The sequence below is a fragment of the Streptomyces sp. CA-135486 genome (assembly GCF_050936555.1).
Classification (GTDB): Bacteria; Actinomycetota; Actinomycetes; order Streptomycetales; family Streptomycetaceae; genus Streptomyces.
On the sequence record NZ_JBNJMM010000002.1, the window covers coordinates 1,432,807 to 1,454,834 of the forward strand.

At 71.1% G+C, this 22,028-nt stretch carries 15 protein-coding genes; 8 read left to right on the plus strand and 7 right to left on the minus strand.

Going from position 1 to position 22,028, the window contains the following annotated elements:
• Position 1: 1 nt before the first annotated feature.
• Entirely contained in the window at positions 2-952 is a 951-nt protein-coding gene (locus ACQEVG_RS25980; protein WP_432988055.1) for an amino acid ABC transporter permease, read from the minus strand.
• 43 nt (positions 953-995) lie between these two features.
• A complete protein-coding gene (locus ACQEVG_RS25985; RefSeq protein ID WP_432988058.1) occupies positions 996-1,961 on the minus strand; it encodes an ABC transporter substrate-binding protein in 966 nt (321 codons plus the stop codon).
• A gap of 530 nt (positions 1,962-2,491) precedes the next feature.
• Between ACQEVG_RS25985 and ACQEVG_RS25990 the strand changes: the two genes are divergently transcribed.
• The 3 genes from ACQEVG_RS25990 (at position 2,492) to ACQEVG_RS26000 (ending at position 6,471) form a co-directional block, all read left to right on the plus strand.
• Entirely contained in the window at positions 2,492-3,703 is a 1,212-nt protein-coding gene (locus tag ACQEVG_RS25990; protein WP_432988060.1) for an NAD(P)-dependent malic enzyme, read from the plus strand.
• Between the two features lie 263 nt (positions 3,704-3,966).
• Entirely contained in the window at positions 3,967-4,932 is a 966-nt protein-coding gene (locus ACQEVG_RS25995) for a zinc-binding dehydrogenase (RefSeq protein ID WP_432988062.1), read from the plus strand.
• A gap of 33 nt (positions 4,933-4,965) precedes the next feature.
• On the plus strand, positions 4,966-6,471 hold the full coding sequence (locus ACQEVG_RS26000) for a glycoside hydrolase family 5 protein (protein WP_432988064.1): 1,506 nt from the start codon (positions 4,966-4,968) through the stop codon (positions 6,469-6,471).
• Here the strand turns inward: ACQEVG_RS26000 and ACQEVG_RS26005 are convergent.
• From ACQEVG_RS26005 to ACQEVG_RS26015, 3 genes are all read right to left on the minus strand, one after another.
• Positions 6,449-7,294, minus strand: coding sequence for an MBL fold metallo-hydrolase (locus ACQEVG_RS26005; RefSeq protein WP_432988067.1), 846 nt, complete (start codon positions 7,292-7,294; stop codon positions 6,449-6,451). The genes ACQEVG_RS26000 and ACQEVG_RS26005 overlap by 23 nt on opposite strands.
• A 672-nt stretch (positions 7,295-7,966) precedes the next feature.
• Complete coding sequence (locus ACQEVG_RS26010; RefSeq protein ID WP_432988069.1) at positions 7,967-8,893, minus strand: helix-turn-helix transcriptional regulator; 927 nt, start codon at positions 8,891-8,893, stop codon at positions 7,967-7,969.
• Between the two features lies 1 nt (position 8,894).
• Positions 8,895-9,746 carry a DUF4097 family beta strand repeat-containing protein gene (locus tag ACQEVG_RS26015; RefSeq protein ID WP_432988071.1) on the minus strand — a complete coding sequence of 284 codons (852 nt, stop codon included), beginning with the start codon at positions 9,744-9,746 and terminating at the stop codon, positions 8,895-8,897.
• A gap of 163 nt (positions 9,747-9,909) precedes the next feature.
• On the opposite strand from ACQEVG_RS26015, the gene ACQEVG_RS26020 reads away from it, so the two are divergent.
• Complete coding sequence (locus tag ACQEVG_RS26020) at positions 9,910-10,716, plus strand: hypothetical protein (RefSeq protein WP_432988073.1); 807 nt, start codon at positions 9,910-9,912, stop codon at positions 10,714-10,716.
• 8 nt (positions 10,717-10,724) lie between these two features.
• Here the strand turns inward: ACQEVG_RS26020 and ACQEVG_RS26025 are convergent, their stop codons facing one another.
• On the minus strand, positions 10,725-10,907 hold the full coding sequence (locus tag ACQEVG_RS26025; RefSeq protein ID WP_055509879.1) for a DUF6104 family protein: 183 nt from the start codon (positions 10,905-10,907) through the stop codon (positions 10,725-10,727).
• Positions 10,908-11,051: 144 nt separating this feature from the next.
• Between ACQEVG_RS26025 and ACQEVG_RS26030 the strand changes: the two genes are divergently transcribed.
• The 4 genes from ACQEVG_RS26030 to ACQEVG_RS26045 all read left to right on the plus strand — a co-directional run bounded on the left by ACQEVG_RS26030 (position 11,052) and on the right by ACQEVG_RS26045 (position 17,915).
• Complete coding sequence (locus ACQEVG_RS26030; protein WP_432988075.1) at positions 11,052-11,471, plus strand: CU044_2847 family protein; 420 nt, start codon at positions 11,052-11,054, stop codon at positions 11,469-11,471.
• Entirely contained in the window at positions 11,468-13,453 is a 1,986-nt protein-coding gene (locus ACQEVG_RS26035) for a trypsin-like peptidase domain-containing protein (protein ID WP_432988077.1), read from the plus strand. The genes ACQEVG_RS26030 and ACQEVG_RS26035 overlap by 4 nt, the downstream gene beginning before the upstream one ends.
• 187 nt (positions 13,454-13,640) lie before the next feature.
• Positions 13,641-14,642: an AAA family ATPase gene (locus ACQEVG_RS26040; RefSeq protein WP_432988079.1), complete on the plus strand. Its 1,002-nt coding sequence runs from the start codon at positions 13,641-13,643 to the stop codon at positions 14,640-14,642.
• Between the two features lie 3 nt (positions 14,643-14,645).
• Positions 14,646-17,915, plus strand: a complete 3,270-nt coding sequence (locus ACQEVG_RS26045) for an SAV_2336 N-terminal domain-related protein (RefSeq protein WP_432988081.1) — start codon at positions 14,646-14,648, stop codon at positions 17,913-17,915.
• A 63-nt stretch (positions 17,916-17,978) separates the two neighbouring features.
• Here ACQEVG_RS26045 and ACQEVG_RS26050 read toward each other — a convergent pair whose 3' ends face one another.
• The gene (locus tag ACQEVG_RS26050) at positions 17,979-21,857 is read right to left on the minus strand and encodes a multifunctional oxoglutarate decarboxylase/oxoglutarate dehydrogenase thiamine pyrophosphate-binding subunit/dihydrolipoyllysine-residue succinyltransferase subunit (RefSeq protein ID WP_432988083.1); all 3,879 of its coding nucleotides are present in this window, start codon (positions 21,855-21,857) and stop codon (positions 17,979-17,981) included.
• Positions 21,858-22,028: the final 171 nt, after the last annotated feature.

Genomic DNA, 22,028 nt, shown 5'->3' on the forward strand with positions numbered 1-22,028 from the left:
GTCACACCCCCCTGGGGCTGCTGAGGAATGTCAGGTTCTTCCTGACCTTCTGCCACGGAGTGAGTGGCAGCTGGCGCAGAGACCCGCGCGCGTAGTACCGCTCCACATAGTACTGGCCGACGCTGAAGACGCTGGTCAGAGCCAGGTACCAGACCGAAGCCACCAGCAGCATCTCCATGACCGCGAAGGACGTGGAGCCGATGTTCTGCGCCGCCCGCAGCAGTTCGGTGTACTGCACCGCGGACACCAGGGACGAGGTCTTGAGCAGGTTGATGAACTCGTTGCCGGTCGGCGGAACGATCACCCGCATCGCCTGCGGCAGCACAATCCGCCGCATGGTCTTGCTGCTGGACATGCCGAGCGCGTGCGAAGCCTCGGTCTGGCCCTCGTCGACCGACTGGATGCCGGCCCGGACGATCTCGGCCATGTAGGCGCCCTCGTTCAGGCCCAGGCCCAGCAGGGCGACCACGAACGGGGTCATCACGTCGACCATCTCATCCTTGTAGAACCCGAGGTTCAGGACGGGGAAGATCAGCGCGAGGTTGAACCACAGCAGCAGCTGCACAAACACCGGAGTGCCGCGGAAGAACCAGATGTACAGCCAGGACACCGCACCCGTCACCGGGTTCTTCGAGAGCCGCATGACCGCGAAAATGATGCCCAGCACGAGGCCGATGAGCATCGACAGCACGCTGATCAGCAGCGTGTGCAGCATGCCGGTCAGGATCCGGTCGTCGAAGATGAAGTCTCCGACCGTGCCCCAGTCGACATCGCCCTGCGAGAACGAATAGACCAGCAGGGCCAGCAGCCCCACGACGACGACGCCGCTGACCCAGCGGCCCCAGTGCCGTACCGGGATGGCCTTGATCTGCTCAGGGTGGGATGCCACCTTGACGACCGCCGAGTCCTTGGGTGGCTCGTCGGCGGGCGTCTTGTCGAACTTGTCAGTCACAGTGACTGCCCTTCAGTGAAACGCTTGAGGCTGGCGCCAGGGATTACTTGCCGGCGTTGATGGTCGCCTCGGTGACGGCGCTGTTCTTGACGTCCCACTTCTCCAGGACCTTCGTGTACTCGCCGTTCTTGATGATCGCGTTCAGGGCGTCCTTGAGCGCGTCGCGCAGCTGCGTGTTGTCCTTGTCGACGGCGATACCGAACGGACCGGCGTCGGTCTGGTTACCCGCGACCTCGAAGTCGTTGCCGCCGCCCGCGGTCTTCGCGATGTACGCGGCGACCGGGTAGTCGTTGAGGTCGGCAGCGGCGCCGCCGGACTTCACGCGGGTCTGGGCCTCGGCGTCGGTGTCGAACGCCTCGATGGTGAGCGTGCCCTTGCCGTCCGTCTGGCACTTGGTGGCCTGCTTCTTGAAGGTGTCCTCGTAGATCGTGCCGCGCTGGACGGCCACCTTCTTGCCGCACAGGTCGTCGAGCGACTGGATCTTGTCCGGGTTGCCCTTCTTGACCAGGAGCGAGACGCCGGAGTTGAAGTAGTCGACGAAGTCGACGCCCTGGCCGACCTTCTTGCCCTTGTCGTCCAGGCCCTCCTGGCGGGCCTTGGTGTCGCTCATGGCGGACATGACAATGTCCTGGCGGCCGGTGTTGAGCGAGGAGATCAGGCCGTCGAAGGTGCCGCTGGTGAACTGGAACTTGACGCCGAGCTGCGTGCCGAGGGCCGCGGCGATGTCGGGGTCGATACCGACGATCTTGCCGCCCTCCTCGTACTCCATCGGAGCGTACGCGGCGTCCGTGCCGACCTTGATCACACCGGCGTCCTGGTACTTCTTCGGCAGCTTGTCGAAGAGCGGAGCGCTGCTGGACTTGGTGCCCCCGGACTCGGTGGTGCTCGAGCCCGAGCTCGTCTGGTCACCGCAGGCGCTGAGCGTCAGGGCGCCGACGACCGCGATCGCGCCGACCGCGGCGATGCGGGACCTGGTTGCGGTCGTACGACAGGTGTTGCTGGCGGTCATGGTCGGGATCCTCCGGCGGGTGAGGGAGCTGCCATTTCGGACATTTTGGTCGTTGTGCTCATCTTCGAGTGTCGCGACCTTGAGTGTTTTCGGCATCTTGCCATTCGGGCTAGCCCGATCAGGGGGCCGCGCATGTCAAAATCGGGTAACGGGTCACCCCCGAACCCCACGAGGCCGGTACATCAAGGCCGGACCTCTTACGGGAATGCCTTCTTCCCACCGGAAGATCTGCGGTCCGTCTCGTGCTCTGGACGGTTTTCAGGGCGCGAACCAGACGTGTCCAGATATTCGGCGATGAGTCGTGTCACCGCGTGGATACCGACTCGTCGGCGGTGCCGTCCGTCAGGTAAGAAGGACGTTTACACCCCTCATCCGGGGCTCAGGGCGCGTGTGCGGCGCGCCCGCGCGTACGTACCTCCCCCTGCCAGGCGGGCCAACCGCCGAGGCAGGGAACGGACGCGGTGCCCGCCCACCCCTCCTCAACCAGGAGTGGCCACCCTCAACTGATGAAGACTTAAGGGGTCAACCAAATGGCAGCGGAGATCGTCAATCCTCGCAGCGACAGCGGTACGGAGAGTGCTCCCGAGGAGCCCTTCGATCCGGCCTTCGCGCTGCATCGCGGCGGCAAGATGGCCGTCCAGGCCACCGTGCCGATTCGCGACAAGGACGACCTGTCCCTCGCGTACACGCCCGGTGTCGCCAAAGTGTGCAGCGCCATCGCCGAGCAGCCGGAGCTCGTCCACGACTACACCTGGAAGTCCCAGGTCGTGGCCGTTGTGACGGACGGCACCGCGGTCCTCGGGCTCGGTGACATCGGACCGGAGGCGTCGCTTCCGGTGATGGAGGGGAAAGCCATCCTCTTCAAGCAGTTCGGCGGCGTGGACGCGGTGCCGATCGCGCTCGCCACGACGGACACCGACGAGATCGTCGAGACCGTCGTGCGGCTCGCCCCCTCCTTCGGCGGGGTGAACCTCGAGGACATCTCGGCGCCCCGCTGCTTCGAGATCGAGCGCAGGCTCGAGGAGCGGCTCGACATCCCGGTCTTCCACGACGACCAGCACGGCACGGCGGTGGTCACCCTGGCGGCCCTGCGGAACGCCGCGAAGCTGACCGAGCGCGGCCTGGGCGAGCTGCGCGCGGTCATCTCCGGCGCGGGCGCGGCGGGTGTGGCCATCGCGAAGTTCCTGCTGGAGGCGGGCATCGGCGATGTCGCCGTGGCCGACCGCAAGGGCATCGTCAGCCAGGACCGCGAGGACCTCACCGAGGTCAAGCGGGAGCTCGCGGAGATCACCAACCGGGCGGGGCTGACCGGCTCGCTGGAGACCGCGCTGGCCGGCGCGGACGTCTTCATCGGCGTCTCCGGCGGCACGGTGCCGGAGGCGGCTGTCGCGTCCATGGCGCCGGGGGCCTTCGTCTTCGCCATGGCCAACCCGAACCCGGAGGTCCACCCCGACGTCGCGCACAAGTACGCGGCGGTCGTGGCGACGGGTCGCAGCGATTTCCCGAATCAGATCAACAACGTGCTGGCGTTCCCGGGGATCTTCGCGGGCGCGCTCCAGGTCCGGGCGTCCCGGATCACCGAGGGCATGAAGATCGCGGCGGCGAACGCGCTGGCGGACGTGGTGGGCGACGAGCTGGCGGCCGACTATGTGATCCCGTCCCCGTTCGACGAGCGGGTGGCCCCGGCGGTCACCGCGGCGGTGGCCGCGGCGGCTCGTGCGGAGGGTGTGGCGAGGCGCTGACGAGGCGCTTCAACGTCTGACGCGCGAATCCGACGCACGCGAATCCGACGTAGGCGAACGGGCCGTGGCGCACTCCTTGGGGTGCGGCACGGCCCGTTCTGCCGGCCGCTCCGGCCCATTGGTGCGGCCGCCGGCACATTGGTTTCGGGGACCTCGTCCGAACGGGTGGGTCCCGGGGACCCCAGGAGTCCGCGCGCGACGCGGTGCGTCTCACACCGCCCGGCGGTTCCGTCACGTCCCGTCCCCGCCCTATCGTCAAGGTCATGTTCGCCGCCTACGCCGCACGCATCGACCGTGACACCCCGCTCAACGGCCTGGAGCTGGGCGAACGCCCGGCCCCCGAGGTCCGCCCCGGGTGGACCACCATCAACGTCAAGGCCGCCTCACTCAACCACCACGACCTCTGGTCGCTGCGCGGCGTAGGCCTCGCCGAGGACAAGCTCCCGATGATCCTGGGCTGCGACGCCGCGGGCGTCGACGAGGACGGCAACGAGGTGGTGATCCACTCCGTCATCGGCCAGACCGGTCACGGCGTCGGCCCGAACGAGCCGCGTTCCATCCTCACCGAGCGCTATCAGGGCACCTTTGCCGAGCAGGTCGCCGTCCCGGCCTGGAACGTGCTGCCCAAGCCGAAGGAGCTCAGCTTCGAGCAGGCCGCCTGTCTGCCGACCGCCTGGCTCACCGCGTACCGGATGCTCTTCACCAACGCCGGGGTGCGACCCGGTGATTCGGTCCTCGTCCAGGGGGCGGGCGGCGGCGTCGCGACCGCCGCGATCGTCCTGGGCAAGGCGGCCGGACTGCGCGTCCTCGCCACCAGCCGTGACGAGGCCAAGCGCAAGCGGGCCGTCGAGCTGGGCGCGGAGGAGGCGTACGAACCGGGCGCCCGGCTGCCGCGCCGCGTGGACGCCGTCATCGAGACCGTCGGCGCCGCCACCTGGTCGCACTCGATCAAGTCGCTGAGGCCGGGCGGCACGCTGGTGATCTCCGGGGCCACCAGCGGCGACCGCCCCTCGCACGCCGAGCTCACCCGGATCTTCTTCCTGGAGCTGAAGGTCGTCGGCTCGACGATGGGCTCCAAGGACGAGCTGGAGGACCTCCTCTCCTTCTGTGCGGCCACGGGCGTACGGCCGGTGATCGACGAGGTGCTGCCGCTGGACCGGGCCCGGGAGGGCTTCGAGCGGATGGCCGGCGGCGACCTCTTCGGAAAGATCGTGCTGACGCCCTCTTGATGGGTCGTCAGGTGCGCTGATGGGATCCGTCCCATGCGTACGCGCCGAACAATCCAGGCACTTGTGGCGGTCTGCTGCACTCTCGTGCTGTCCGCGGCGGCGCCCGCCGCCGCGGACCCGGGAGATCCCGTCGGCATGTCCCGCCTCGATCCCCGCACCATTCCCCGCCTCGATCCCGGCCTCGATCCCGGCCTCGATCCCGGCCTTGTTCCCCGCCTCACCGACGACCGCGGCCGGGCACTGACCCTGCGCGGCTGGAACGTCGAGGACAAGACGAACCGGGGTGAGGCGGCCCTGTCCGCGATCACCGAGAAACACTTCCGCGACATGCGCGCCAAGGGCTTCAACTTCGCCCGCCTGCTGGTCTTCTGGGACGACCTCGAACCCCGCGAAGGCCGGTACAGCGCGGGGTATCTGCGCAAGATCGAGCGGATTCTGGACTGGGCCGGGAGATATGACATCCAGGTGCTGATCGACGCCCACCAGGATGTCTTCGGCCCGGCCTTCGGGCATCGTGGCGTACCCGAGTGGGCGACCCGGACCGACGGACTGCCCTTCGCTCCGCATCCGGACGACTGGTTCGCCGAGTACTTCGAACCTGCCGTGCAGCGCGCGTTCACCCACCTCTACGAGGACGAGGACCTGCGGCGGGCTCAGGCGCGGATGTGGCGGGTGCTCGCCCACCGTTTCGAGCACCACCCGGCCGTACTCGGCTACGACCTGATCAACGAGCCGATGGGCGAACTGCACGAGGGTGAGGACCTGCCCACCGCGGCCCGGCGCATCGAGCGCGATGAGCTCACGCCGATGTACAACCGGCTTGCGGACGCGGTCCGTTCGGCCGACGACGGCAACTGGCTCTTCGTCGAGCCGACCCCGATCGTGGGCGAGGGAGTCCCGACGGGCCTCGGCAGGGTCGAGGACCCGAAGGTCGTCTACGCACCACACTTCTACAACGCCGCGATGGAGGCAGGGGCGGACTACGACCCGTCGGCGGGCTGGATCGAGTCGTACGAGGCGGCCGTCACCGCGTACCCGAAGGAACAGCGGGTCCCGATGGTGGTGGGGGAGTGGGGGCCGCTGAACAACTCCCTTCCGAACATGGCCCGTTTCTACCGCGAGGCGCTGGCCTCCCTGAGCCGCTACAGCTCAGGCTGGGCGGGCTATGTGTGGTGCTACGGCGGCGGCTACTGCGCCGTCGACGAGCGAGGCGTCTTCCGTATGAACAAGGAGCAGACGGCCGCGCCCTATGCGGCAGCGGTCGCGGGTCGGGTGGCGTTCGACGGGTACGACCCGGTGGCCGGGACCTATCGGCTGGCGTACCGGGCGTCCGGGCGGGGCGTCACCGAGGTCTCGCTGCCGCCGAGCACGACCGGCTGGCGTATTACCCCGCAGGGACCGGCGTGGACCGGCACTCGGACGGTGGCGGCGGGCAGGGCGGGCACGGTGCGGGTCCTCGCCCTGCCCGGGGCGCGGATCGCGGTGACCGTCACGCCTCTCGCTCCTCCCGCTCCTCTCAGTCGCGGTACACCACGATGAAGTCGCCGCAGTGCGTCCTGCGCTCGGCGAGGGCGTCGCGCAGCCGCCGCAGATGCGCGGTCGTCAGCTGGAGCGGGGGCTCGTCCGGCTGATGGGTCGTGCCCCGGGGATAGTCCTCGTCGGGCGTGGTCGTCATCTCGATGTGGCAGCCGAGGATGTGGGTGACCGGGGTCGTCTCGCAGAAGGCGAGCAGCCGGTCGACGGTGGCGGCGAAGACGGACGTGTCCTGCACATACAGCCGGCCCGGGTAGAGCGAGTCGCCGGTCAGCAGCAGCCCGGTGTGCCGGTCGTGGAAGACGACGGCCGCGTCCTGGTGCCCCGGGCCGGGGATGAGGTCGAGGACCCGCCCGCCGAGATCCAGCTCGGCGCGGTCCTCGGGCCACCTCTGAAACCCGAAGAACGCCTTCACCTCGGCCAGCGACGGTCCCACGACCTCTGTGTAGCGCCGGTCCGCGAACTGGGGGTCGCCCGCGATGTGGTCGCTGTGGCCGTGGGTGTGCGCCACCACCAGTCCGTACTCGTCGCGGGGGTTGTGGAGCAGCCACCGTTCGATCAGCGCGTCGACGGTCGGGCGCAGGGGGAAGTACGCGAGGTCCGGCGTCGCGCCGGTGTCGAGCAGCAGCGCGCGTTCGTTCCCGAAGAGGAGGAAGAGGAACGGGGCTTCGAAGTGCACGGACTTGTTCTGCCGAAGGATCAGGGTGTGTTCGGAGTACGCGTGCACCTGAATCTCCGGAGCCGGGTCGTGCTTCGGGGAGGGCCAGCCGGGGTGCCAGTGGACGTCGAGGCGGCCGGGTGCGGGTGCGGGTGTACGGAAATCGATCACGGGACCACGGTACGACGGGGCGGCGGTGTGGGTCTGGTGCGGTGCGGTGTGACCGGGTCCGGGTTGTTCCCCCACCCCGCCCCTTCCCGAAACTGGGGCGGTGCCCCAGGCCCCCTGGGAGGGGAAGGGACGCGGGGGCTGACGCCCCCGCTCCCCTGGGCGCCGGCTTGGCGGCGCGGGGCGTGGGCTCGTCCGTACGCCGCTGGGGAGGCCCCGGCCTCCTGGGGCGCCGGCTTGGCGGCGCGGGGCGTGGGCTCGTCCGTACGCCGCTGGGGAGGCCCCGGCCTCCTGGGGCGCCGGCTTGGCGGCGCGGGGCGTGGGCTCGTCCGTACGCCGCTGGGGAGGCCCCGGCCCCCTTGGGCGCCGGCTTCGCGGCGCGCGGCGTGGGCTCGTCCGTACGCCGCTGGGGAGGCCCCGGCCTCCTGGGGCGCCGGCGTCGCGGCGCGGGGCGTGGGCCCGTCCGTACGCCGCCGGGGGAGGCCCCGGCCCCCTTGGGCGCCGGCTTCGCGGCGCGCGGCGTGGGCTCGTCCCTACACGGCGGAGGGGCGGGGCGGGCGCCCCCGCACCCGCGGGCGTCGGCGTCGCGGCGCGGGCTGCGCCCGTATGGGGGCATCGCCCGGGCCGGGGTCTGGACCCGTCCGTACGGGGCCGCACCGCACCCCGTCCCCAGCGTCAGGGCTTCGGGCCCCTCAGCAGGGCTCCGATGTGGGCCGCCGCCGTTGACAAGTGGCGGCGGGCCTCGCCCAGTTGGTCTTCCGTCACGCCGTGGTCCCTCGCCGCGTCGCGGATGTCGTCGCGGAAGCGGTCGAGCAGGCGGTCCAGGGTGCGGGCCGGGTCGTCCGAGGGCAGAGGGGCCTTCGCCCACTCCGGGGGCTCCTCGGCCGGGTCCGGCTTGGAGTACGGCGGCCATGCCGTGCCCCGCGCCAGGCCGCCCAATTGGGTGGTCAGCTCCGACAGGCCCTCCCGCACGCCCGTCGGCCAGTCGCCCCGCGCGAAGTGGTCCTGAACCTGTTCCTGGACCTGCTTGGCGATGCGCTGCATTTCCCGGCGGGCCGTCTCCTGCGCCTCCTTCGCCTGGCGTCGCGCCTGCTGTGCGTCCTCGCGGGCCCTGCGCGACTCGTCCTTCGCGCGGCGCGCCTGCTCCTTCCACTCCTGCTTGGCGCGGCGCAGCTCCTCCTTCGCCGCCCCCCAGTCCTCCGTTCCGGCGGCCTTCTGGGTCTGCGACGCCGCCGCGCGCATCTCGCTGCGCAGCTTGCCCGCCGCACCGCGTACGTCGTCGCGGATCTCCGCGGCCAGTTCGGAGACGGACTCGCGGATCTCCAGTTCCAGATCGGCCAGTTCACCACTGCGGCCGGCCAGCTCCGCGCGGCCCGCGTCGGTGATCGAGTAGACCTTGCGGCCGCCCTCGGTGGCGTGGGTGACCAGGCCCTCGGCCTCCAGCTTGGCCAGCCGCGGGTAGACCGTGCCCGCCGAAGGCGCGTACAGGCCCTGGAAACGCTCCTCCAGCAGTCGGATCACCTCGTATCCGTGGCGCGGGGCCTCGTCCAGGAGCTTCAGCAGGTACAGGCGCAGCCGGCCATGGGCGAAGACGGGAGGCATGTCAGAGCACCTTTCCAGCGGGAGCCGCGTCGTACGGGTCGTCCTCCGCCGGCGGCCTGCGCAGCAGCGCGATCGAGCCGGACACCGTCGTCGCCTTCAGCTTCCCGGTGCCCGCCCCCAGTGTGCCGGTGATCTTCTTCGCGCCCCACTGGCCGCTGACCCGCAGATCGTCGAAGGCGTTGGAGACCGCACCGCTCGCGGTGTTCGCCTCGACCTGCGCGTCCGCGGGGTGCGGCAGCCTGATCGCGACCTCGCCCGAGACCGTGGTCAGCCGGATGTCCGTCGGCTTCCCCACCGGGTCCAGGTCGATGACCATGTCGCCGCTGACCGAATCTGCCCGTACGGAGGAGCCGGCGCCCTCGATCACGGTCAGATCGCCGGAGACGGAGTTGTAGCGCAGATCGCCGGTGACGGACTGGGCCTCCAGGTTCCCGGAGACCGTGTCGGCGCGGACCGCGCCGGAGAGCCCGACCAGCGTGGTGTCGCCGCTGATGCCGCGTACGGCCGTCGTCCCCCGGATCCGCGAGATGACCGCGCCCGCGCCGACGACGCCGACCTCGACGGACGAGCCGGCCGGCACGGCGAGGGAGACCACCGCGCTGCGGTGCCAGCCCTTGCGGTCGAGCCACTTGAGGAAGCCCTTCCAGGGCAGATCCTCGTACGCGACGGTGAGTGAGGAGCCCTGCTGCGTGACGATCAGCGGAGGGCCGTCGATCTCGGTGATCTCGAGGCGTGCGGAACCTTCGTCCGTGCCCACGACGTTGACCGTTCCGTTGACGATCCGCACATTGAGTGCCGTCACGGGGTCGTCGAAGGTGAGCTTCTTCGGCTCTGAGACGGACCACTCGGACATGATGCAGACCTCCCTGTGCGGGCTGTGACGCAACATATCGCGTCTTATGCTCAACACGATATATCGCGGTTGCGGGATGTCAAGCGCGATGACGCGGGTATTGAGTGCTGACGTCGGCGCCCATGAGCGGTCATACAGGCACAAATTGGCCTAGCGTGGGCGCATGAACGCGACATCCGTGGGTGCCTTGCTGCTCTGCCGGGCCGAGCCCGCCGTCGTACGACCCCCCGCCCATCTGCTCCGCGAGCATCAGCTCCTCGTCCCGGCGGGCCAGAACTGGAGCATGCTCGTCCCGGAGGGAAAGCCCTGGCTGGACGCCGCCGAACCGGTCGACCGGGTGCTCGCGGGCTGGGCGACGGCACTCGCCGTCGGCGTGAACTGGCCGGTGCTCGCCCTGTGGTGGGACGGCGACCGCGCCGGATTCACCCTCGCGTCCGGCTTCCGCAGGCCCGTCGGCTACACCTGGCTCGCGGACGGCAGGCCGGTCGGCGAGGACGAGGCGATGCGTACCTTCGCCGCCCGGCTCGGCCTCGATCCCGTACTCGACATGCAGGCGCTGGAGCCGCTCACCCTCCCCGACCCGGGGTCGGACGCGCGGACCCGGCTGCTCGGGCTGATCGCCGTCCTCGCGCGGGACGGCCTGTATCTGCCCATGGGCATGACGCCGGGCGAATCGGCCGACCGGCTGCGGTCGGTCGCCCGTGCGCTGGGCGCCGAACCGGTGGAGTGGTCGGGCTGGCGCGACGCCGTACGGGCGGAACTCGACGCGGTCGAGGAGGGTCCACTCGGTCCCTGGCTCCGCGGCCCGAAGGCCCGACTGCTGGGAGCCGCCCAGCTGGCGGCCGGGGTGCCGCTGGCGGTGTGGGGGCTGCGGCGGCGCAGCGGCGGCTGGGTGGTGGCGGGGGCGGTGCTGATGGCGCACGGGGTGCTGGGTCTGGCGTACGACCGGCTGCGCGAGCGGACGCTCTAGCGGCGGTACTACTCGTCCTCGTCCTCGTCGTCCAGCCGCGCCAGCCACGTCGCCAGCCGCTCCACCGGGACCTCGAAGTCGGGGTTCAGGTCGACAAACGTACGCAGCTGCTCGGCGAGCCACTCGAAGGTGACCTCCTCCTGGCCGCGCCGCTTCTCCAGCTCCTCGATGCCGCGATCGGTGAAGTACAAGACATGCTCCTGGTACGGACGGAACCCAAACTCTTCAGACTCTCCAGATTACGGCGACTTCCCGCTCTCCCCTGCAACCGGGCAGGCCAGTAACGTCGTCGCCTCGGGTGCAGCGGCGGTCGATCCGCCAAGAGGGGGAGAGCCGTGAACGGACGTGTCCAGCAGATAGAACTTCCCGGGGGAGCCGTCGTGCTCGCCCGGCTCTCCACTCCCGGCGGTGGATACGGAGAGGACGACGAGGACGTCGGCTTCGTCGAGAACGCCACCGCCAAAGTCCAGCAGCTCCAGCAGCTGATCACAGACGTCGGCGCCTCCGTCCTCGACGCCGCGGCCGCCGCCGGGCCCGACGAGGCGAGCGTCTCCTTCGGCGTCGAGCTGACCGCCAGGTCCGGCGTCGCCCTGGCCGTGCTCGCCGCGGGAGAGGCCAAGGCATCCGTCCAGGTCACCCTCACCTGGCAGCTCAAGGACCGGCGCAGGGATCAGTGCGCGGATCAGGCCACGGACCCTCCCCCAGACCCGCCCACGCATCAGCGCATGGACCAGCCCCGCGCAGACACGACATGACCGACTCCGATTCCGTCATCGATGCCCTCACCCGCGCGGCCACCGTTCACTTCACCTCCGCCCACCAGGACGCCGCCATGTGGGGCAGCGGCTTCTTCGTCGCCCCCGGCTGGGTCCTGACCTGCGCACACGTACTCGCGCCCCATCTCAAGGGCGACCGGACCCGCACCTTCCAGCTCAGCGGCAGCGAGGTCAACGACGGCGAACCGCTCACCGCCCGCCTGGAGTGCTGGCTGCTCTCCGGCGAGCCGCGCGCCGAGCAGCGCGTGCCCGTCGAGCAGGATCTCGCCCTCGTACGCCTCGTCGAGTCCGGCGTCGAGCACGAGTGCGTCTGGCTCACCGACCGCACCGAGTACCCCGGCGGCCGCGGGATCGTCCAGGGCTACCGGCCCGAGGAGGATTCCGTACGGCGGGCCGTGCGCTGGAAGGCCGCCGCCAGGATCAACGGCTTCGACGACGACTACGGCATGCGATTTCGGCCAGAGGCCGAGTTCCCCAAGGGCGGCTCGGGATCCCCCGTGCTGGACGCCCACACCGGCGCCGTCGTCGGCATCCTCAAGTCCCGCCGGGTCGGCAGGGACGGCGGTATGGCCATCGCGGCCACCGCCCTGCGCCGGTTCGGGCCCACGTACCAGCTCCTGATGGCCGCGCACGACCGCTGGCACGGTCAGTCCCCGAAGGTCACGGGGCACAACTGGATCGAGCGCCAGCACCAGTTGCCCGGCGCCGGCCTGCACACGGGTGGCGACCAGTGGAGCCCCCGCGACCGCCGCGAGGCACTGTTCCTGCTGGCCGCCGTGCATCCGCCCGCCGCCATCCGGCCCGTCGTGGAGCTCGCCAAGAAGGCTCGCGGCGGCGTCGCCTCGCCGCCCGGCCAGCTGCTGCCGCGCAGCTGGCGCGACGGACACGGACTGCTCTACGAGGCGGGGCAGCCCGTTGCCGCCATCGCCGCGCTGCACTACCTCCAGCTGGTGGTGGAGTACGAGCGCAGCCGCGGCGGCGACCCGGTGGCGCTCGCCGACTGGGTGGCCCGCCGGCTCCAGGACGTGCCTCGTATCGTGCACACCGTGGTCACCGAGGCCACCCTGCCGCCGGCGCTCGTCCATGCGCGCACACCCGACGGGCAGGACCGGATCGTCGTCCGCTATCCGCGGCCCGGCGACGGGTCCGCCGTCGTCATCGTCGAGCTGGAGCCCGTCTGCGACGCCCGCACCACCCGCTTCTACTGGCGCATTCGCGTCGACGACGGCCAGGACGTGAACGAGCCGCTGCACGAGGAGCAGACCGGCGACGGTGTGCCACCCGAACAGCTCGTCCAGAAGCTGCGCGGCCCGCTGGACGAGGTCTTCGCGTCCGTCGACTCGCCCGGTGCCCCCGCGCCCCTCGAAGTCGCCCTGCCCGTCGACCACTTCGACACCGCCGTACACCGCTGGCAGCTCACCGAGATGGCCAGGCTGCACCATCCGGCGTATGTCGGAGTACGCAGAATGGTGGTGCTGCGCGACCTCGCGAGACGAGGAAATCCGGACGCCGTGTGGCAGCGCCGCTGGGAGGACATGCTCGCCTCCGATGCGCTCGCCGCCTGCCGCACCCCGCCGCAGCGACAGGTCCCACGACCACGGCACTTCGAGGACATGCCACCCTCCGCCGTGCCCGTCCTGTGCAGGCCCGCAGGCAGCGGCGTCGGGCGAAGAGCCATCGGCATGGCACTCCAGGCCGGACTCGGCATCGCCCTGTGGCACACGGACGGCCATCCCGACCACGGCTGTACGGAGTTCTGCGAGGAACTGCACCGGGGCGCCGCCCAGTTGCTCGGACAGACGAGGGCCGCCGTTGAGTTACCCGACCGGTTGCGCCGTATCAGAGACGACATCAGCGGATCGAGGAACAGCCGGCACTGGGCGGAAGGGGTGGCCATGCTCTACGACGACCCGAGCCGCCCGCTGCCCGCCGACGACACCGGACCGGTGGACTCCCCTTGAGGGGCCGCCACCGGGGTACTCGCACGCGCCTCGCGGTGTCCGCGCCGGACACCGCGGCCGACGCGTGTTTCCGGCCGGGGAGTCCGGGAACCGTCCCCCGGAAAACGCGGTCTGGGACGGCAGAGCGGTGGGTACATGTCCCCCCGCATGGTCCGCCACGGGTCCCACCGGACCCAGGGAGCGAGCGATGGACGACTGGCTGATCTACCGAGGCGTCGGCGCACCGGATCCCGACCGGATCCGCAGGCTGCCGCCCCCGCCCCCGTGGCGCGCCTTCTCCGGAGAGCCGCTGCCCGACCCGGCCCCGCCGATCGACAGCTCGTCGACGCGGCGGCTCGGCGCGCGGGTGGAGTCCCCGCCCGCCCAGGACGCCGAAGCGCTCGAACTCATCAACGCCGCCCTGTACTTGCGGCGGCCGCTCCTCGTCACCGGCGAGCCCGGCTCCGGCAAGTCCACGCTCGCCCACTCCATCGCGTACGAGCTGGGGCTCGGCCGGGTCCTCCAGTGGCCCATCGTCAGCCGCACCGAACTCAAGGACGGGCTCTACACCTACGACGCCATCGGCCGGCTCCAGGACGCCCAGCTCGCCGAGCGGGAGTCCGACGACATCGGCCGCTACATCAGGCTCGGGCCGCTCGGCACCGCGCTGCTGCCCGCCGAGCGGCCCCGGGTGCTGCTCATCGACGAGCTCGACAAGAGCGACATCGATCTGCCGAACGACCTGCTGAACGTGGTGGAGGAGGGCGAGTTCGCCCTCCCCGAGCTGGAGCGGATGGCCGACCGGCCGGGCCACGACGAGGTGCAGGTGCTCACCGACGACGGCCGCCGGGTGCCCGTGCGGGACGGCAGGGTGCGCTGCCATGCCTTCCCCTTCGTGGTGATGACCAGCAACGGAGAGCGCGACTTCCCCGCCCCGCTGCTGCGCCGCTGTATCCATCTGCACCTCGACCCGCCGCGCGACGAGCGGCTCGCGGCCATGGTGCAGGCCCACTTCGGGGCCGGGGCGGACGAGCAGAACCTCGATCTGATCGGACAGTTCACACGGGACGACGGCGACGGCGAGCTGCGCCCGACCGACCAGCTGCTCAACGCCATCTATCTCACGCAGCACGCGGTACGCGCGGACACGGGACGGCGCGAGGAGCTGGCCGAGCTGCTGATACGTCCCCTCGACACCCGGCAGCGCTGACCTGTGACCCCGCCCCCGCGGCCCGCCGCCGCACCGGCTCTGACCGCCCTTGTCGCGCGGCTGCGCGAGGCGGAACTGAAGCCGACCGCCGAGGAGTTGGCGGACGCCCTGTGGCTGTCGCGGTTTGTGCCGCCCGCGGCCGCCCGGCGGCCGGGCCCCGAGACCGCGGGAGCTGTCGGGCCGCCGCACATGGACCGCCCGCCCGTGGAGGCCGAACCGGGGCCTGCGCCCTCGTCGTTCCCGGCCGGGCCGCCGACACGACCCCGCGTCGGCCTCTTCGGCCCCGCGCAGCCGGGGGGCGTCCCCGGCGGCGTACCGGCCACCGGTATGCGCAGGGTTCCCGTGCCCGCCGCCGCCGCGCTGCCGGACGCGCTCGCGCTCCAGCGCTCGCTGCGGCCCCTCCAGCGGTACCGTCCGCCGATGCGGCTGGTCCGCCGCGAGATCGACGAGGTCGCGACAGCCGACCGCGCCGCCGACACCGGTCTGGTGGTGCCGGTGCTGCGCACGGTCCGGCGGCGTGAGGCGCGGCTCGCCCTGGTCATGGATGTCTCCTCGTCGAATGTCATGTGGGGCAAGGCACTTGACGAGCTGCGGGAGGTCTGCGAGCGCGCCGGGGCCTTCCGCGAGGTCGCCGTGCACCACCTGCGCGAGGACGAGCCGACCCCCGCCCAGCTCGGCGACCCCACCGGACGGCAGCTGACCGTGGTGCTCAGCGACTGCGCGGGGCCCATGTGGCGCGGCGGCCGGATGCAGCGGCTGCTGCACACCTGGGCCTCGACCGCGCCGGTCGCCGTCGTACAGCCGCTGCCGCAGCGGCTGTGGCGGCGTACGCATCTGCCCGCGCGGCCCGGGCTGCTGCGGCGGCGCGAGGGACCGGTCGGACGGCTGGAGTTCACCCCGCACTTCGCCCCGCAGGGCGCTCCGGAGTGGGGCATACCGGTTCCGGTGCTGGCGCTGCGCCGCTCCTCGTTCGAGGCCTGGACCCGGCTGGTGGCCGGCGCGACAGGGCAGTCGCTGAACGCGGCGGCCGGTCTGGTGCGGGCCCGCCACCGGGCGGCCGTGAGCCCGTCCCGTACGGCACAGGACATCGAGGCCCCCGAGCGCGTACGGGCCTTCCGCAGGACCGCGTCGCCCGCCGCCACACAGCTCGCCGTCTATCTCTCCGCGGTCCCGCTGGTGCTCCCGGTGATGCAGCTCGTCCAGCGCGCCATGCTCGTGCGCAGCGGCCCCGACGTGCTGGCGGAGGTCCTGCTCAGCGGGCTGCTGCGGCGGGACGACCACGGCCCGGACGAGCGGGAGGGCGGACCGGCGTACGCCTTCCTGGACGGGGTCCGTGAGGAGCTGCTCGGCCAACTTGGCGCCAGCAGCGCGGCATTGGTGCTGAAGCACTGCTCCGAGTACGTCGAGTCCCGCTACGGGCGCACCGTGCGCAACTTCCCTGCCCTGGCCGCCGCCTTCCTGGCCGGCTCGGTGGACCCGCACCCGCTGCCCCACGCCGCTCCCGCCGGCCGCAGCCAGTGGGCGTTCGCACAGGTCTCGGCGCAGGTGCTGCGGCGGCTCGGCGGCACGGAACCGGCGTCGCCGCCGGGCGGTCTGCCGAAGGACGGCCCGGCGGGCCTGGTGGCGCAGGCCCGCGCCTGTCTGGCGCACTTCGGCGAGTACGGCACCGTACGCGAACTGGACGAGGCGATCCGGCTGCTCGGCTCGGCGGCCCAGGCCGAACGCCGCACTCCTGAACGGGCGGCGCTGTACGGGGAGCTGGCCGAGGCCATGCTGCGCCGCTGGCTGGTGCGGCCGCTGCCCGAGGATCTGCGCGAGGCCCTGGACGCCGCCCAGAACGCGCTCAACGGGAAGCCGGGGGCCCATCTGACGCTCGCGCACGTCCTCGAGGCGATGGCCGACGAGGTGCAGGCGGGCCGGCTCAGTCCCCGTCTGATGCCGGAGTGGGTACGGGTCCAGGCGGCCGCCGCGCCCGACGACACGGGCCTGGTGGCGGCGATCCTGCTGGCGACGGCCGATGCCGGCCTCGCCGAGCTGACCGAGAACCCGCCGCGGCAAGGCGCCGTGCGGGTCCTCAGGGAAGCCGCGGCGGCCGACCGGATCCGGGTGCTGAGGCGACTCGCGGTGACGGGCGCTCCGTACGGGCTGCGCGGCCCGGTCCGGCCCGAGGACTGGTTCACCGAGACGCTGCAGTGCGCGCTCGGCGTCGTACAACTGCTGCTGGCCGACGAGAACCGGGAGTCCGCGCTGCTCATCAGGGGCGGCATCCTGCTGGAACTGGCCCGCCACCACCGGGGCGAGGGTCCGGTGCCCAGGGCCGCACGCGAGGAGGACCGGATCGCCTCCCGGGCCTTCGCCGACCGGGCCGACAAGGATCTGCACTCGGGCATCGACGGTCTCGACTGGGACGCCATCGCGCAGCCGGAGCTCTGCCGCGCCTGGCTGGACTACGCGGACGCCATCGAGTTCGCCCACGAGAACCCGGACGACGACGATCGGCTGCGCATCCTCCAGGCCCTGGACCAGGCGCGCCAGCACGTCGGCAAGGACGAGGAGGTGCAGGCCGACATCCTGCTGCGGATGGCCCGCGTCCTGGAGCAGCGCTATGTGTCCACCGGCGGCTGGGCGCACCGCGACTCGGCGGTCGCGGCCTGGACGGAGGCCGTGCCGCTGCTGCCCTGGCACGACCCGAGCCGTGCCGTGGTCCTCACCTCGCTGGGCAGGCAGCTGACCGAGCGCGGCGTGGACAAGAACTCCGCCGCCGACATTCACGCGGCCGTACGGGCCCTGCGCGGCGCGATCGACGAGACGGCGGCGGACGATCCGGAGCTCCCGCGCCGCCGGGCCCTGTTGGGGCACGCCTACCTCGAGCGCTTCCGCGCCGACGGCACGGTCGCCGATCTGCACGAGGCGGACTGGACCCTGGGCGCCGCGGCCCGGGCCGCGGCGGATCCCGAACTGGCCGCGTACGCCTGGTGGTACCGCGCCCTGGCCTCCGCACTGCTCGCCCGGCGCACGGCCTCGCACCGAAGGCTCCAGGACGCCGCTGCCCACTACCGCCGGGCCGCGGCGCAGCCCCGGGCCGGTGAGGTGCTGGAGCGGGCGGCCGCCGCCCAGTGGATGCGGGCCACCCGCCTGGAGCGCACGGCGGGCCCGGAGCGCGCCCTGGAGGAGCACCGGGCGGTGCTGTCGATGCTGACCGCCGCGGACGCGGCAGGGACGCGGCCGGCGGACCTGATGCGCCAGGAGATCGCCCAACTCGAGGGCGCCTGAACAACGCCGAGGGCCCGGCACCGAGTCGAACTCGGTGCCGGGCCCTTCATGGCGTACGACCGGTCAGGCCTCGTAGACCTCGTTGAGCAGCTGCTGCTGCTCCGCCTGGTGGCGCTTGGCCGAGCCGACCGCCGGGGACGAGCCGTGCGGACGCGAGATCCGGCGCAGGCGCTCGGCACCCGGGACGTCCGCGCCGACCGCCAGGTCCAGGTGGTCGATCAGGTTCAGCGCGATGAACGGCCACGCACCCTGGTTCGCCGGCTCCTCCTGCACCCAGAGGTACTTCTCGGCGTTCGGGAACTTGGCGATCTCGGCCTGCAGTTCGGCACCCGGCAGCGGGTACAGCCGCTCCAGACGGATGATCGCGGTGTCCTTGACGCCGCGCTTCTGCCGCTCGCCCTCGAGGTCGTAGTAGACCTTGCCGGTGCAGAAGACGACCTTGCGGACCTCGTTCGCCTCCACCGTCTCGTCGCCGATCACCGGGCGGAAGCCGCCAGTGGTGAACTCCTCCATCTTCGACGCCGCGGCCTTCAGACGCAGCATCGACTTCGGGGTGAAGACGATCAGCGGCTTGTGGTGCGGGTTGTGCACGTGCCAGCGCAGCAGGTGGAAGTAGTTCGACGGCAGGGTCGGCATGGCGACCGTCATGTTGTTCTGCGCACACAGCTGGAGGAAGCGCTCCGGGCGGGCGGAGCTGTGGTCCGGGCCCTGGCCCTCGTAGCCGTGCGGCAGGAGCAGGCTGACGCCGGATGTCTGGCCCCACTTCTGCTCGGCGGAGGAGATGAACTCGTCCACAACGGTCTGCGCGCCGTTGACGAAGTCACCGAACTGCGCCTCCCACATGACCAGCGCGTCCGGACGGGCCAGCGAGTAGCCGTACTCGAAGCCCATCGCCGCGTACTCGCTGAGCAGCGAGTCGTAGACGTTGAAGCGCGCCTGGTCCTCGGCGAGGTACAGCAGCGGGGTGTAGTCCTCGCCCGTCTTCTGGTCCACCAGCACCGCGTGGCGCTGGCCGAACGTGCCGCGGCGGGTGTCCTGGCCGGCGAGCCGGACCGTGGTGCCCTCCATCAGCAGCGAGCCGATGGCGAGCGTCTCGCCCATGCCCCAGTCGATCGTGCCGTCCTCCACCGAGGCCGCCCGGCGCTGCAGCTGGGGCAGCAGACGGGGGTGGACGGTGACGTGTTCGGGGATGTTGACCTGGGACTCGGCGATCCGCTTCACGACCTCCTCGGAGACCGCGGTGGTGACGGCCACCGGGAACTCGGGCTGGGCGTCCGGGACCTGCGCCGGGGCCGGGTGCGACGTGGCCTCGCGAACCTCCGCGAAGACCTTCTCCAGCTGGCCCTGGAAGTCCTGGAGCGCCTGCTCGGCCTCTTCCAGCGTGATGTCGCCGCGACCGATCAGCGACTCGGTGTACAGCTTGCGCACCGAGCGCTTCTTGTCGATCAGGTTGTACATCTGCGGGTTGGTGAACTGCGGGTTGTCGCCCTCGTTGTGACCGCGGCGGCGGTAGCAGATGAGGTCGATCACGACGTCCTTGTTGAACGTCTGGCGGAACTCGAAGGCGAGCCGCGCGACGCGGACCACGGCCTCCGGGTCGTCGCCGTTCACATGGAAGATCGGCGCCTCGATCATGCGGGCCACGTCGGTCGCGTACATGGACGAGCGCGACGACTCCGGGGCGGCGGTGAAGCCGACCTGGTTGTTGATGACGATGTGGACCGTGCCGCCGGTGCGGTAGCCGCGCAGCTGCGACATGTTCAGCGTCTCGGCGACGACACCCTGGCCGGCGAAGGCCGCGTCACCGTGCAGGGCGACCGGCAGGACCGTGAAGTCCGTGCCGCCCTTGTTGATGACGTCCTGCTTGGCGCGCGCGACACCCTCGAGAACCGGGTCGACCGCCTCCAGGTGCGAGGGGTTGGCGACCAGCGAGACCTTGATCTGCTCGCCGTCCAGACCGGTGAAGGTGCCGTTGGCGCCCAGGTGGTACTTCACATCGCCGGAGCCGTGCATCGACTTCGGGTCGAGGTTGCCCTCGAACTCCCGGAAGATCTGCGCGTACGACTTGCCGACGATGTTCGCCAGGACGTTCAGACGGCCGCGGTGGGCCATGCCGATGACGACCTCGTCGAGGCGCGACTCGGCGGCCGAGTCGATGACCGCGTCGAGCAGCGGAATGACGGACTCGCCGCCCTCCAGCGAGAACCGCTTCTGACCGACGTACTTGGTCTGCAGGAAGGTCTCGAAGGCCTCGGCCGCGTTCAGGCGGCGCAGAATCCGCAGCTGCTCCTCGCGCTCGGGCTTGGAGTGCGGGCGCTCGACCCGGTCCTGGATCCACTTGCGCTGCTTCGGGTCCTGGATGTGCATGAACTCGATGCCGGTGGTGCGGCAGTACGAGTCGCGCAGCACGCCGAGCACATCGCGCAGCTTCATCAGGGACTTCCCGGCGAAGCCGCCGACCGCGAACTCGCGCTCCAGGTCCCACAGCGTGAGCCCGTGCTCGGTGATGTCCAGGTCGGGGTGCTTGCGCTGGCGGTACTCCAGCGGGTCGGTGTCGGCCATGACATGGCCGCGGACCCGGTAGGAGTGGATCAGCTCGAAGACACGGGCGGCCTTGGTGACGTCGTCGTCGTGCGAGGCGTCGATGTCCTTGAGCCAGCGGACCGGCTCGTACGGGATGCGCAGCGCCTCGAAGATGTCGTCGTAGAAGCCGTCCTCGCCGAGGAGGAAGTTGGCGACGATCCGCAGGAACTCGCCGGAGGCGGCGCCCTGGATGACCCGGTGGTCGTATGTCGAGGTCAGCGTCATGACCTTGGCGATGCCCAGCTTGTTCAGGGTGTCCTGGGAGGTGCCCTGGAACTCCGCCGGGTAGTCCATGGAGCCGACGCCCATGATGACCGACTGCCCGGGCATCAGACGCGGCACGGAGTGGACCGTGCCGAGGCCGCCGGGGTTGGTCAGCGAGACGGTGACGCCGGTGAAGTCGTCCATCGTCAGCTTGTTGTTGCGGGCGCGCCGGACGATGTCCTCGTAGGCCTGCCAGAACTCGAAGAAGTTCAGCGTCTCGGCCTTCTTGATGCCCGCGACGACCAGCTGGCGGTCGCCGTTGGGCTTCACCAGGTCGATGGCGAGGCCGAAGTTGATGTGCGGCGGCTTCACCAGGTACGGCTTGCCGTCCTTCTCGGCGTACGACGAGTTCATCGACGGCATGGCCTTGATGGCCTGCACCATCGCGAACCCGATGAGGTGGGTGAAGGAGACCTTCCCACCGCGGGCGCGCTTGAGGTGGTTGTTGATGACGATGCGGTTGTCGAAGAGCAGCTTGACCGGGACGGCGCGCACGGAGGTGGCCGTGGGCATCTCCAGCGAGGCGTTCATGTTCTTCGCGACCGCGGCGGCGGGCCCGCGCAGGGGCACGACCTCCGCGCCTTCGGGCGCAGGCACCGGAGCCTTGGCGGCAGGAGCCGGGGGCTTGGGCGCGGCGGCAGGCTTCGCCGGCGCGGGAGCCGGCGCGGCCGGGGCCGCCTGCTGCTGGGCAGGAGCCTGCGCGGCGGGAGCCTGGGCGGCGGGAGCGGCCTGTGGCGCGGTGGCAGCCGGCGCCGCGCCATTGGAGGTGGGGGCCGCAGCGGCCGCCGGGGCCGCGGTACCCGCAGCCCCCGCGGCTACGGCACCCTGGGCACCGGCTCCCGAGGCCACGGAGCCGTCCGCGGCGGGGGCTTCGCTCACCGGCTTCCCCGCTGGGGCGGCAGCACCCGCGCTGCCTGGCTTGTAGTCGGCGAAGAAGTCCCACCAGGCACGGTCGACCGAATTCGGGTCCTGGAGGTACTGCTGGTAGATCTCGTCGACGAGCCACTCATTGGGACCGAACGCGGCGGCAGGGTTCTTACCCTGCCCGCCCTGGTCGGCCGAGATGCTCGAGTTACTGGGGGACTGAGACGACACGGCGGCAACCGCCCTCTTCCGCTTCACAAGGTGATGGACAGCGGAAATAAAGGCTACGCCTCCCTGGCCGGGAGGTGCAGGCCGGGCTGGTCATCGTCGCGCAAGTCACACCGAAGAGCGGGTTTCGTGGGAAGTTATGGCGGGAAACAAGCGTGGTTCTGCATCACGGCA